Here is a 12,109-nt window from a genome sequence, read left to right on the forward strand (position 1 = left end):
CACCCAGAACGTGAGAGGAAATCATCCGTTGGCACTCTCCGGTTGGGCCTCCCCGGTCGGGTCGCCGGGCGGCGGTCCGGCGATCGCCAGCGGTTCCCGGTCGACCAGCGGGCCGGACAGGGTGACGGTGGCCGGCGCGGCGGTCGGCGTACCGGCCAGGGTCAGGGTGCCGTCGGGCAGCCGGGCGGCGGTCAGGGTGCCGTCGGGGGCGTAGCAGTAGATGCCGGGGTCGAGCGGCGGATCGACGGACGCCGAGGTCGACTCGACCGCGAAGCACGAGCCCCGGGCACCGGGGAGGGTGGCGGCGGAGACCGAGAGTGGGGCCTGCCGGTCGGTGAGCACCTCCGGCCAGTCGGTGAACGGATGCTGTATCCGGGGGTCGATGCCCGGAGCCAGTGGCTGCCCCGGATCGGCCACCCGTACGCAGCCGGCGGAGCCCGGCTGACCGGCCGTTTCCGGCTGACCGGTCGGGGGAAGCGTGCACTGGAAGAGTCCGGCGCTGGTGCGCGCCATCGAGACGTCGACGGTGCCGCCGAGTGCGCCGGCCGGGATGTCCACCCGCCAGGAGCGGTCCGTCGCCCGGACGACCGAGATCGACCGGTCCGGCCGGCCATCCACCGCGAGCGTGTAGACGGCCGTCAGGTGCCGGTCCTGCGCGGCGGCGGCGAGCGCCGCGAGCCGGTCCCGGTCGTCGGCCGGCCGGCTCGCCGGTGCCGGGGTGCTGGCCGCCGGTGCCGGGGCGTCGGTGCCGCAGCCGGCCAGCAGCACCGGCCCGGCCAGCAGGAGCGCACCGAGCGCCGTGTTGAGTGCGCCCCGGCGCCGTGCGGCGGCGGAGGTGCCGCTCCCGATGCCGATGGTGGCGCCTGTCCGGCCGTCGGTGCCGACACGTGTCCGGGCGCCGGTGCCGACACGTGTCCGGGCGCCGGTGCCGACACGTGTACGGGCGCCGGTGCCGGCGGCGGCACGGGTGCGCGTGCGGCTGTCGCCGTCGGGGTGAGTGCGGGTGCGCGTGCGGCTGTCGCCGTCGGGGTGAGTGCGGGTGTGCGTGCGGCTGTCGCCGTCGGGGTGAGTGCCGAGGCGGGCACGGGTGCGGGTCGGCAGGGTCAGGGTCCGGTCCCGGGCGGCGCCGGGCAGGGGGGCTACGCCGGGATGCACCTCGCCATTCTCGGGGTATACCGCCGCGACGGGGGATCAGTCCAGCTACCCCCGCGTGTCGCCGCCCGGTCGGATGGTGGGAACGCCTGGTCGGGGCGACGACGCCGGCCGGTACCCTGAGGGGGTCTCACACGGCGCCGCCGGCCTCGACCCGGCGGCGTCGGCACGCTCAGGGCCGGTGCGCCTCGCCCGGCCCAGGGAAGGAGTGCACCGTCGTGGCACTGGTAGTGCAGAAGTACGGCGGATCGTCGGTCGCCGACGCCGAGCGGATCAAGCGGGTGGCGGAACGGATCGTCGCCGCCCGCAAGGCCGGCGACGACGTGGTGGTCGTGGTCAGCGCGATGGGTGACACCACCGACGAACTGCTCGACCTCGCCAACCAGGTCAGCCCACTGCCACCCGGCCGCGAACTCGACATGCTGCTCACCGCCGGCGAGCGCATCTCGATGGCGCTGCTGGCGATGGCGATCCACAACCTCGGCTACGAGGCGCGTTCCTACACCGGATCGCAGGCGGGCGTGCTGACCACCTCGGTGCACGGCAGGGCCCGGATCATCGACGTGACTCCGGGTCGACTGCGCTCGGCGCTGAACGAGGGCGCGGTGGTGATCGTCGCCGGCTTCCAGGGCGTTTCCCAGGACACCAAGGACATCACCACGCTGGGCCGGGGTGGCTCGGACACCACCGCCGTGGCCCTGGCGGCGGCCCTCGGCGCGGACGTCTGCGAGATCTACACGGACGTCGACGGCGTCTTCACGGCCGACCCCCGGATCGTGCCGAACGCCCGGCACATCAGGGTCATCACCTACGAGGAGATGCTGGAACTGGCGGCGTGCGGCGCGAAGGTACTGCACCTGCGGAGCGTGGAGTACGCCCGAAGGGCGGGGTTGCCAATCCGCGTACGTTCGTCATACTCGACCAACACCGGCACCATGGTGACCGGATCGACGGAGGACCTACCCGTGGAGCAAGCACTTATCACCGGGGTCGCCCACGACCGGAGCGAGGCGAAGATCACGGCAGTCGGCGTACCGGACGAGCCCGGTGCGGCGGCCCGGATCTTCGAGACCGTGGCGGCGGCCGAGATCAACCTCGACATGATCGTGCAGAACGTCTCCACCGAGGGCACCGGCCGGACGGACATCTCGTTCACCCTGCCCAAGACCGACGGACCGACCGCGATGGCGGCGCTGAGCAAGGTGCAGGAGCAGGTGAAGTTCAAGGGCCTGCTCTACGACGACCACGTCGGCAAGGTGTCGCTGATCGGCGCCGGCATGCGCTCGCACCCGGGCGTGGCGGCGAGCTTCTTCGCCGCGCTCGGCGAGGCCGGGGTGAACATCGAGATGATCTCCACCTCCGAGATCCGGGTCTCGGTCGTCTGCCGGGACACCGACCTCGACGCCGCGGTCCGGGCCGTGCACGAGGCGTTCGACCTCGGTGGCAGCGAGGAAGCGGTGGTCTACGCCGGGACCGGGAGGTAGCCGGGATGACGACGCTCCCCACACTGGCGGTGGTCGGGGCGACCGGTGCGGTCGGCACGGTCATGTGCGACCTGCTCTCCTCCCGCAAGAACGTCTGGGGCGAGATCCGGCTGATCGCCTCGCCCCGCTCGGCCGGGCAGAAGCGGCTGTGCCGGGGCGAGGAGTTGACTGTCCGGGCGTTGAGCGCCGAGGCGTTCGACGGCGTGGACGTGGCGATGTTCGACGTGCCGGACGAGGTCTCCGCGGAGTGGGCCCCGGTCGCGGTCGCCCGGGGTGCGGTGGCGGTCGACAACTCCGCCGCCTTCCGCGGCGACCGGGACGTGCCGCTGGTGGTGCCTGAGATCAACCCGGAGCAGGTGCGCAACCGCTCGAAGGGCATCATCGCGAACGCCAACTGCACCACCCTGACGATGATCATCGCGGTCGCGCCGTTGCACCGCGAGTACGGGCTGCGCGAGCTGGTGCTCGCCTCCTACCAGGCGGTCTCCGGCACCGGGCAGGTCGGGGTGGACACCCTGCACGACCAGCTCTCCAAGATCGCCGGTGACCGGATCCTCGGCTCTCGGCCGGGCAACGTGCGGCAGGCGGTCGGTGACGATCTCGGCCCGTTCCCGGCACCGATGGCGCTCAACGTGGTGCCCTGGGCCGGGTCACTCCGCGACGGCGGCTGGTCGTCGGAGGAGCTGAAGCTGCGCAACGAGTCGCGCAAGATCCTCGGCCTGCCCGACCTGAAGGTCTCCGCCACCTGCGTACGGGTGCCGGTGGTCACCGGGCACTCGGTGGCCGTACACGCGGTCTTCGGCACCGAGGTGGACGCGGAGGGTGCCCGGGAGGCGCTGCGCAACGCCCCCGGGGTGATCCTGGTCGACGACCCGGCGGCGGGCGAGTTCCCGATGCCGATCGACGCGGTCGGCACCGACCCCTCCTGGGTGGGCCGGATCCGCCGCTCGGTCGACGACCCCCGGGCGCTGGATCTCTTCGTGACCGGCGACAACCTGCGCAAGGGCGCCGCGCTCAACACCGCGCAGATCGCCGAGCTGCTGGCCGCCGAGTTCATCGCCACCCGTTGACCGCCACCCTCTGGCAGGCTCGCGGGGTGGATGGGTCAGGCGGCGGAGGCCAGGCGTGCGCCGTCGCGGCCCTCGCGCTTCACGCCGTAAAGGGCCTCGTCGGCACGGTGCAGGGTCAGGGCGGGGGGCTCGCCGTCCTGCTGCACCGCCACCCCGATGCTGACCGTCCGGCCGGTGTGGCGGGCCGCCTCCACCAGGCGCTCGGCGATCCCGACCGCCTCCTCGGGGCGGAGCACCTCGACCACCGCCACGAACTCGTCGCCACCGGTCCGGTACAGCTCGTCGCCGTGCCGCAGCGCGCCCTGCAGTGCCCGGGCGAGATCCACCAGTACGCGGTCACCGGCCTGGTGGCCGTAGGTGTCGTTGACCGTCTTGAAGCCGTCGACGTCGATGGCGAGCAGGGCCGTCCGTCCGGGGTGCGACTCGGCGATCCGCTCGCCGAACGATCCCTGGTGGCGCAGCCCGGTCAGCGGGTCGGAACTGGCCCGCTCCCGCAACTGGGCCAGCCCGCGCAGCCGTTCGAGGCAGATCCACGACTGGGCGGCGAGCAGCTCGATCAGGTTGACAGTGGTCGGGTCGGGGCGCAGCGTGCGGGTGTCGCCGACCAGGAGTACGCCACAGAACTCGGTCGGTCCCAGCGGCACCGAGATCAGGGTGCGTACCCCGGCCGCGATCAGCACGTCCTGGTCCGGCGTTGTCGGATGGTGCCCCTCGCCGAGGGTGTAGGAGGCGCCGTAGCGGTGGGCGTGCGCCCGGAGCCGTTCCAGGACCGCCTGGCCGGCGCCGGCCAGCGCGGCGTGCACCCGCGACTCGAGCGCGTCGGGCACCAGGTCCGGTGTCGCCACCCTGGCCCCGGTCGCCTGCCAGCCGCGGGCCGGGCCGGGGGGCGGCCCGTCGAGGACGAAGACCGCCGAGCTGAGCCCGGAGACCTCCCGGGCCGCCCGCACGGCCGCGGTCATCAGCCCGGACTCGGTGGCGGCGGAGGTCAACGCGGAGGCGTGCCGGAGCAGCTTCTCGCTGCGTGACTCGGCCGGGGGGCCGCCGAGCTGCCCGATCCTGGCGCCGAGCAGATCCGCGACCCGCTCGACGGTACGCCGCCGGGCGTCCAGGTCGATCTCGGCGGTCGGCCACTCCACGTCCAGTACGCCGATCGGCTGCCCCGCCCGGTCGAGGATCGGGGCGCAGATCTCGGCTCGCACGTCCGGTCGTAGCGGTACGTAGTCGGGCTCGTTCGTCACCTCCGGCACCGTTTCGGTCTTGCCGGAGGTGTATACCCGGCCGACCGTTCCGGCGCCGGCCGGGACCGAGGCGAAGACCTGCCACGATCCGGTGGCGGCGACACAACGGAGTCGATCGCGCACCCAGAGGAGTACCGCGATCCGGCCGGGCGTGTGCCGGCCCAGCGTGGCCACCGTCACCTGGCCCGCCTCGACGGCGCTGGACGCCGTGGGCAGCCGGGTGGTCACGTCGCGGACTACGCGGGAGTGGTCGAGGGACACCGTTTCCGATCCGGGGAGGAGGGGGCGAGGGGCCCGACCAAGATTACTCAGGGTGCTGAGAATCTGCTGTGTGCGAGTGATCCGCGCCTCGTCGGGTCGGGGCGGCCGGCGCCGGCACCCGTTAGGATCGGCCGCAGTCTTTATGATCATGGCGATGAGAAGTCGGCGGACGGAGACCCGACATGGCGAGGTTGCCCGACGAGGTGGTGTCGGCGATCGGTCGGCTCACGATCGCGGCCGGCGACCTCGAACTCATCCTGGCCTGGATCGGCGCCGACCAGGCGGGCGGCAACGCGTTCGAGGTGCTGGCCCGCCCCGGCGAGCCGGTACGCGCGGCCCGCGGCTCGGTCGAATTCGCTACCCCGGAGTACCGGCGGGCCTACCTGCCGGTGGTGGAGATCGCGGCGAAGCTGCTCGCCAGGCGGCACGCGGTCGTCTCCGCCATGTGGATCAGCGAGGCGCCGGACGAGTCCGTGCAGCGCTGGCAACTGCTCGACGACAGGACCTACATCCGGCAGCTCGTCGACCCACGCGCCCTCGACGAGCTGTCCCGACAGCTCCTGGAGGCGCGGAACCGGCTGGTGGCGATCGTCACCGCCCAGCTCAACAACGACCCGGTGCCGGCGTCCTGAGAGTGCTGCCCGCGCCGCCCGGTCGGTTCCCGCGCCTCTCCGACGTTGCGCGTGGAGGCGGCCCTGGTCATGATCACCTGCCTGCGGTGGCCGACCGAGGTCAGCACCTGCTTGCCGTCCAGCCCCGCGAAGGCGTCGATGTCGAACGGCGTCGATGTCGAACCTGACGGTGACGGCGGGCTCGACCGTGGTGTGCGCGGATCCTTCCGCCGGCCGTACGGGGAAACCGGGCGGCCGGGACGGAAATCGCCTTGACCGACCGGTGACGATGACCTGGCGGGCCGTTGCACCGCGGTGGGGCGAGGAGGGCTGCGGGTGGGTGACGTTCGGACCATGACGGTCGGCCCCGACGACTGGAGGTCGTGGCAGGAGATCCGGCTGCGCTCGCTCCGCGAGGATCCCGACGCGTTCGGCTCGACCCACGAGCGCGAGGCGGCGTTTCCCGAGCAGACCTGGCGGTCCCGGCTCGACGGCGCCCACGGACCGTCCGTGCTCGCGTACGCCGGGGAGGAGGTCGTCGGGATCGGCGCCGGCTGGTGCCACGAGCCGGGCCGGCTGATGGTGGTGGCGATGTGGACGGAGCCGGACCGCCGCGGCCAGGGCGTCGGCCGGCGGGTCCTCGGCCACGTGGTCGGCTGGGCCCGCGAGCGCGACCTGCGGGTCGAGCTCTGGGTCGCCGACGGCAATCCGGGCGCCAGGCGGCTCTACGAACGCTACGGCTTCCGCGCGGACGGGCGGACCGAGCCGATTCGGGACGGCGCCGACGCCACCATGAGCCACCTGGTGTTGCCCGGACAGTGACGAGTAGCGGATCGGTTCGACGAAGCCGCGTTCCCGGAGGGACCGTGGACGGATCGTGGCCCGGGTTGCCGGCGACCGGTGAGCCGGTAGCGGTCACGGCGTCGACGTGGTTGTTCCGCAGTCTCAGTGCCCGGACATGTCATGAAATGACCTGGTTGCGGATTGACCAGGCGCGTAGCTCCTCGAACGCGGCACGGAAATCCTCTCCGGCTGGCGTGAGCTGGTAGAGGACAGCCGTAGCCGGTCCGTCAGCCAGCTGACGTTCGACCAGGCCGGCCGCCATCAAGGCTCGCAGTCGCTCGTTCAGGACGCTGTCCGAGATCCCGGAGACCTGCCGGGACAACTCGTTGAAGCGCGCGGGACCACGCAGCAGTGCGCCGATGATCACGCCGCTCCAGCGTCTGCCCAGTAGCTCGAAGACCTCGACGAGATGTGCCTGCGGGTCAACCTCACCGGAGAGTCGGCACGGGTGGCTCTGGCCTTCGGTCATGGACCTAGCCTAGCCGATGACGTGCGTGCTACGGTGACAGTAGTGCGCTTGTAAAATAGAAGCAAGCGACGATGAGAGGAGCGGCCACATGTCCGCCTACATGATCGTGACCATCGAAGAGATGGTGGACGCCGAGGCCATGCAGCACTACGCGGCGAACGTCGACGCGGTGGTCAAGCAGTTCGACGGCAGATACCTGGTGCCGCGAGGAACGACCAGGGCCATCGAGGGCTCGTGGGATCCGGGGATGATCGCGCTGATCGAGTTTCCGTCGACCGACCGGATCCTCGAGTACTACGAGTCTGAGGAGTACCGCCCTCTGCGTGACCTCCGCCACCGCTCCGCGAAGACGTCGATCGTCATCACGGAGGACTGACCAACGCGGCGCTGCTCAGCGTGCGCATGCGCTCCGACCAACGCGCCGGGAAGGCGGCGGCCATGCGGCAAATCGCCTGGCCCCGCCCCGGTGCGGCGTCTGCGACCACCTCCTGCCACACACGCCGTCAGCACGAACCGGCGCTTCACGGCAAGCCTCCGGTCACATTGCCGCGAGGCCGCCGATCATCCGTCCGCCATGAGGACGCTGCCCAAGGAGAGCGACATGCCCGACCCGGTCCCTACCGACTGGCTGCCGGCCGGATTTTCCCGGCACGACGTCAAGGTTGATGACAAGCGCTATTTCGTAGCAGTCGGAGGCTCGGGGCCGAACCTCGTGCTCCTGCACGGCTGGCCGCAGACAAGTCGCGCCTGGCGCCATGTCATGCCTGAACTCGCCAGGACACAGACAGTCGTGGTTCCCGATCTGCTGGGCGCCGGAAACAGCGAGATCGCCGACGACGGCTACGCCAAGGTGGATCAGGCGAAGGACCTGAGCGACCTGCTCAAGGCGCTCGAACTGCCGCGCGGCGCGCACGTCGTCGGTCACGACATAGGTGCCATGGTCGCCCTGGCCTGGGCCGCAAGCCGATCCGACGAAGTGGCCTCGCTGACTGTCGTCGACGTCGCCTTCCCCGGCCTCGGACTCGAGGAAATGGTCACCGCGTCCGAGGGTGCCATGTGGCACTTCGACTTCTTCGCCGCGCCCTTTCCCTTCCCTGAGATGTTGCTCGACGGCCACGTAGCGGAGTTCTTCACCACGACCTTTCATGCGCTCAGCAACGACGGCACCTTCACCGACGCCGACATTGCCTACCATGTGAACGCCTACAGCGGCCGGGAGCGGCTTCGCGGCGGATTCGAGCAGTACCGAGCCTTCAGGCGTGACGCAGTCGATTTCCGGCGACTACTGAAGTCGACGAGACTGCGGATGCCGGTTCTGGCGATCGGAGGCTCCAGCATGGGCGAACGTGTCGCTGGGGCCCTTCGATCGCGCGCCGTCGACGTCACTGGACGGGTGGCGCCCACCGGCCACTTCGTTGCGGAAGAGGACCCGGCCTGGTTCACGCACGCTCTCCGAGAGCTCCTGGCACGTCACTGAACCCATGGTTTCCCTGCCCCCGATCGGGACTTGCCCTTGACGCTGGCGTCAGGTCGTAGCGTTCGGGCGGGACGATCCATCAGCTAGATCGTGATGTGACCAATTCATCGAAAGGTCGCCATGGCCAAGATCATTATGGCAGCGCCGCCGATCCCCGGTGAGCTACTGCCCCTGTTGCAGCTCGGTCGAGCTCTCGACGCCCGTGGTCATCAGATCACCATGTTGACCGGAAACCTGTTCCGTGCCGTCGTGCAGGACGCGGGTCTGACGTTCGCGCCGCTGACCGGCGCCGCCGACTACGACCCGGCGGGGATCGTGACGTCGCCGGAACGCACCGCCCTGCCACCTGGGCCGGCGCAGTTGGTCTTCGACTGGATCCACGGCCTGGTGAATCCCATGCCAGATCAGCACCGCTGCCTGCAGGAACTACTCGAACGCGATCCGGACCAGTACCTGGTCTGCAACGCCCTGTTCCTCGGTGCCGTGCCGGGCAAGCTCGGCGTACCCGGCCTGGCTCCGCGGCGCTGGACGGCGGTCAGCATGGCCGGACTCGCCATCAGCAGCGAGGACTCCACCTTCTTCGGTCCGGCACCCGTCGGCCCGGGAGAGGATCAACGGGCGGCGAACCGTGCCGCCAATGCCGCCTTCATGGCGGCGGTGAGTCCGGTGCGCGACCGCGTCAACGAGCTGCTGGCCGAGATGGGGGCGACCGGGGACTTCCCGCATTTCACCGATGGCATCATCACCCTGCCGGATGCGACCGCGGTCATGTCCGTGCCTGGTTTCGAGTTCCACCGCAGCGATCTGCCGAGTAACACGCGCCTGGTCGGCGTTCTGCCGCCGGTCGCGGTGGACGGTTGGCAACCACCGGCCTGGTGGCAGGAACTCGACGGGACCCGACCGGTTGTCGCGGTGACTCAGGGCACCCTGGCCAACAACGATCTCTCCAACCTGGTCGAGCCGACACTCCGCGGCCTCGCCGACCTGGACGTGACCGTGGTGGCCGCGCTCGGCGGGCAGGATCCGGAAGCGCTCTCGATCCCGACGCCGGCCAACGCGCGTGTGGGAAAGTTCGTCCCGTTCGACAAGCTGCTGCCGAAGAGCGCAGTTCTGGTGACCAACGGTGGTGCCGGTGGGATCCATCAGGCTCTTGCCGCTGGGACACCGGTCATCGTGGCCGGCGAGACCGAGGACAAGCCCGCGAACGCCGCCCGGGTCGCCCACCACGGTCTGGGCCTCGATCTGGGCACAGCCACCCCGACCCCGGAAGCCGTGGCCGACGCTGTGCGCCGAGTGCTCGACGACACCGAGATCCGCGAGAACGTGCGGCGAATGGCGAAGGTGTACGCAGAGCACGACGCCGTCACCGAGATCGAACGCCTGAGCCTCGGCTGAACCGACGATGCACGGACTCGTCCTCGAGCCGAGGTTGGGCACCGGCGCCTACCTGGGCGCTCTGACCGGCATCGAGCCCACGGATGCCACCTACGCGGAGATCGGGGCAGGCGACCACCTGGCGTTGTGGGTGCGACCGCTCGGCGCGGTCGCGGGCCGCCTCATCCTTCACGCCCACGGCGGCCGCCACATCTCCCACGACATGACGACATCTCGCAAGCTGAGCGCCCGCGTCGGTCTCTCTCGCCCTGCTTTGACCTGATGGGGAGCCCGTCGTCGACATTGGACGGGACCTGCTCCTGACCCGGCCACCACGTGTTCGCAGGACGGTGTGACCCGAGGCATGCCGTTGTCCGTGCGCTTCAATCAAACCGATCGAAGGGATGGGAATTGCCCGCCACGTTCGTGACGGGCGACCTCTCCACGGCGGCCGGGGCCACGGCGGTTGCAGCGAAGGTGCTCGACACGGTCGGCGGGGCAAAGGGGGCGGAACACCGATGGGACTGCCGGCGAACCCGGCGACGTCGCCGAGATGATCGCGTTCCTGGCATCCCGGCGGGCGAAGTGGCTGACCGGGGCGCAGTTTCGGGTTGACGGGGCAATCATTCCCGTCGTGTAGCTGCTCCACCAGGCGCTGGTACGCCTGGGCGTGGATCGCCACCGTCTCACCGCGGCATCACCTGCTCAGGAGTGGCCCGCGTGCGGCACGACGAGGCCGTAGACATGATCGAGGCCGACCGTTCGAGCTACCGGCCGCCCCGTCGCCGCGAAGCGAGACGAGGCGGCCGGGCCCGTTAGCGAACCGAGCAGGAGAGGCAGGTCAGGACTCCGAGACCGGCCCGGCGGATCATCGGGCCACCTGCGTGTAGAAGCTTGCCGGGTCGGTGACGGCGGTCTTGACCTGCTGGGACCAGTCGTCGGCGAGGACCTCGAGCCGCCCCTGCTCGATGCCGTCCAGGGCGGCTCGGACCACGTCGGCGGGGTCCAGCTTGGGAATGTCGAAGCCGGCCATCATGTCGGTGTCGACCGCACCCATGTGTAGACCGGTGACGAGCGTCCCCTGTCCGGCGAGTTCCAGTCGCACTCCGTTGGTCAATGCCCACTGTGCGGCCTTGGCCACGGAGTAGGAGTTCACCCCTTCGTAGGAAAACCAGGACATAGCGGACAGCACATTCAGAATCGCCCCGCCGCCATTGCGGCCGAGCACGGGCGCGAAGGCGCGGATCACGCCAAGGGTGCCCCAGAGGTGGGTGTTCAGCTCGGTGTGGATCTGTCCGAGGTCGCCGGTGACAAGGTTCTGGTACACCGACACCCCGGCGTTGTTGACCAGCAGACTGACGTCTCCGGCGGCCTCTGTGGCGGCGGTCACCGATGCCGGATCCGTGATATCCAGGGCGAGCTTCTCGACACCTGACACGTCGATCTGACGCGGGTCGCGGGCGGTCGCGTAGACCTTGGCGCCCCGCTCGACGAGCTGGGTGGCGAACTGGCGGCCGATGCCCCGGCTGGTGCCTGTCACCAGTGCGACGGAACCTTCGATGTTCATGGTGTTCTTCCTTTGGTTGTTCGTCCTGTCGCCACGCTATAACCTGACGTTAGCGTCAAGGGCAACTGTTGGGTCGGGTTCGGCGAAACCGGGATCGGAGAAACCATGCGCATCGGTGAAGTGGCAGAGGCGGCCGGAGTCAGCCCGCGAGCGCTGCGCTACTACGAGGAGCAGGGCTTGCTGACCTCGATCCGGAGCCCGAGTGGCCAGCGTCACTACAGCGAGGATGCTCTCGATCGGGTGCGCTGGATCCAGGCTCTCTACGCCGCCGGGCTGAGCAGCAAAGCCATCCTTACCCTACTGCCCTGCGTGCACACCGGCGTCGCGACCGACGACATGATTGCCCGGCTCGTCACGGAACGCGAGGCCATCGACGTACAGATAGCCGACCTTGCCACCACCCGTGACCGACTCCAGGAAATCATCTCCAGGTACTCCCACGCCATCCCGAACGTCTGACTGCGGCGCGGCGGGTACGGGTAGCCGCAGCCGCACCGGGGCACCCGCGTCACCTTCCCCGGCAGAAGGCCCGGGTCCGGCTCGGGCGAGGCGCCCCGATGAAC

The 12,109-nt window shown here is 70.3% G+C and carries 13 protein-coding genes; 9 read left to right on the forward strand and 4 right to left on the reverse strand.

All coding sequences use genetic code 11. From position 1 onward, the window contains the following. Positions 1-21 precede the first annotated feature (21 nt). On the reverse strand, positions 22-1,155 hold the full coding sequence (locus tag ACN27G_RS32825) for a hypothetical protein (RefSeq protein WP_421496530.1): 1,134 nt from the start codon (positions 1,153-1,155) through the stop codon (positions 22-24). A gap of 215 nt (positions 1,156-1,370) precedes the next feature. On the opposite strand from ACN27G_RS32825, the gene ACN27G_RS32830 reads away from it, so the two are divergent. Together ACN27G_RS32830 and ACN27G_RS32835 are read left to right on the forward strand one after the other, a co-directional pair. Then, a complete protein-coding gene (locus tag ACN27G_RS32830) occupies positions 1,371-2,636 on the forward strand; it encodes an aspartate kinase (RefSeq protein WP_421496531.1) in 1,266 nt (421 codons plus the stop codon). Positions 2,637-2,641: 5 nt separating this feature from the next. Continuing rightward, positions 2,642-3,706 carry an aspartate-semialdehyde dehydrogenase gene (locus ACN27G_RS32835; RefSeq protein WP_421496532.1) on the forward strand — a complete coding sequence of 355 codons (1,065 nt, stop codon included), beginning with the start codon at positions 2,642-2,644 and terminating at the stop codon, positions 3,704-3,706. Between the two features lie 35 nt (positions 3,707-3,741). On the opposite strand, the gene ACN27G_RS32840 is transcribed toward ACN27G_RS32835, so the two are convergent. Beyond that, positions 3,742-5,205 (reverse strand): diguanylate cyclase, encoded by a 1,464-nt coding sequence (locus ACN27G_RS32840; RefSeq protein ID WP_421496533.1) that lies wholly within the window; start codon positions 5,203-5,205, stop codon positions 3,742-3,744. Between the two features lie 182 nt (positions 5,206-5,387). Between ACN27G_RS32840 and ACN27G_RS32845 the strand changes: the two genes are divergently transcribed. Together ACN27G_RS32845 and ACN27G_RS32850 are read left to right on the forward strand one after the other, a co-directional pair. Beyond that, positions 5,388-5,837 (forward strand): hypothetical protein, encoded by a 450-nt coding sequence (locus tag ACN27G_RS32845; RefSeq protein WP_421496534.1) that lies wholly within the window; start codon positions 5,388-5,390, stop codon positions 5,835-5,837. A 315-nt stretch (positions 5,838-6,152) separates the two neighbouring features. Then, positions 6,153-6,638: a GNAT family N-acetyltransferase gene (locus ACN27G_RS32850; protein WP_421496535.1), complete on the forward strand. Its 486-nt coding sequence runs from the start codon at positions 6,153-6,155 to the stop codon at positions 6,636-6,638. Positions 6,639-6,777: 139 nt separating this feature from the next. Here ACN27G_RS32850 and ACN27G_RS32855 read toward each other — a convergent pair whose 3' ends face one another. After that, complete coding sequence (locus tag ACN27G_RS32855) at positions 6,778-7,128, reverse strand: winged helix-turn-helix transcriptional regulator (RefSeq protein WP_421496536.1); 351 nt, start codon at positions 7,126-7,128, stop codon at positions 6,778-6,780. Positions 7,129-7,216: 88 nt separating this feature from the next. On the opposite strand from ACN27G_RS32855, the gene ACN27G_RS32860 reads away from it, so the two are divergent. From ACN27G_RS32860 to ACN27G_RS32875, 4 genes are all read left to right on the forward strand, one after another. Further along, positions 7,217-7,504 (forward strand): DUF1330 domain-containing protein, encoded by a 288-nt coding sequence (locus ACN27G_RS32860; protein WP_421496537.1) that lies wholly within the window; start codon positions 7,217-7,219, stop codon positions 7,502-7,504. A gap of 225 nt (positions 7,505-7,729) precedes the next feature. After that, on the forward strand, positions 7,730-8,605 hold the full coding sequence (locus ACN27G_RS32865) for an alpha/beta fold hydrolase (RefSeq protein WP_421496538.1): 876 nt from the start codon (positions 7,730-7,732) through the stop codon (positions 8,603-8,605). Between the two features lie 360 nt (positions 8,606-8,965). Then, positions 8,966-10,000, forward strand: coding sequence for a glycosyltransferase (locus ACN27G_RS32870; protein WP_421496539.1), 1,035 nt, complete (start codon positions 8,966-8,968; stop codon positions 9,998-10,000). 7 nt (positions 10,001-10,007) lie between these two features. Beyond that, positions 10,008-10,262, forward strand: a complete 255-nt coding sequence (locus ACN27G_RS32875) for a hypothetical protein (RefSeq protein WP_421496540.1) — start codon at positions 10,008-10,010, stop codon at positions 10,260-10,262. Between the two features lie 585 nt (positions 10,263-10,847). Here ACN27G_RS32875 and ACN27G_RS32880 read toward each other — a convergent pair. Beyond that, positions 10,848-11,546, reverse strand: coding sequence for an SDR family oxidoreductase (locus ACN27G_RS32880; protein ID WP_421496541.1), 699 nt, complete (start codon positions 11,544-11,546; stop codon positions 10,848-10,850). 105 nt (positions 11,547-11,651) lie between these two features. Between ACN27G_RS32880 and ACN27G_RS32885 the strand changes: the two genes are divergently transcribed. Then, positions 11,652-12,005 carry a MerR family transcriptional regulator gene (locus ACN27G_RS32885; RefSeq protein WP_421496542.1) on the forward strand — a complete coding sequence of 118 codons (354 nt, stop codon included), beginning with the start codon at positions 11,652-11,654 and terminating at the stop codon, positions 12,003-12,005. Positions 12,006-12,109 lie beyond the last annotated feature (104 nt).

Source organism: Plantactinospora sp. WMMB334, from assembly GCF_049179095.1.
Classification (GTDB): Bacteria; Actinomycetota; Actinomycetes; order Mycobacteriales; family Micromonosporaceae; genus Plantactinospora.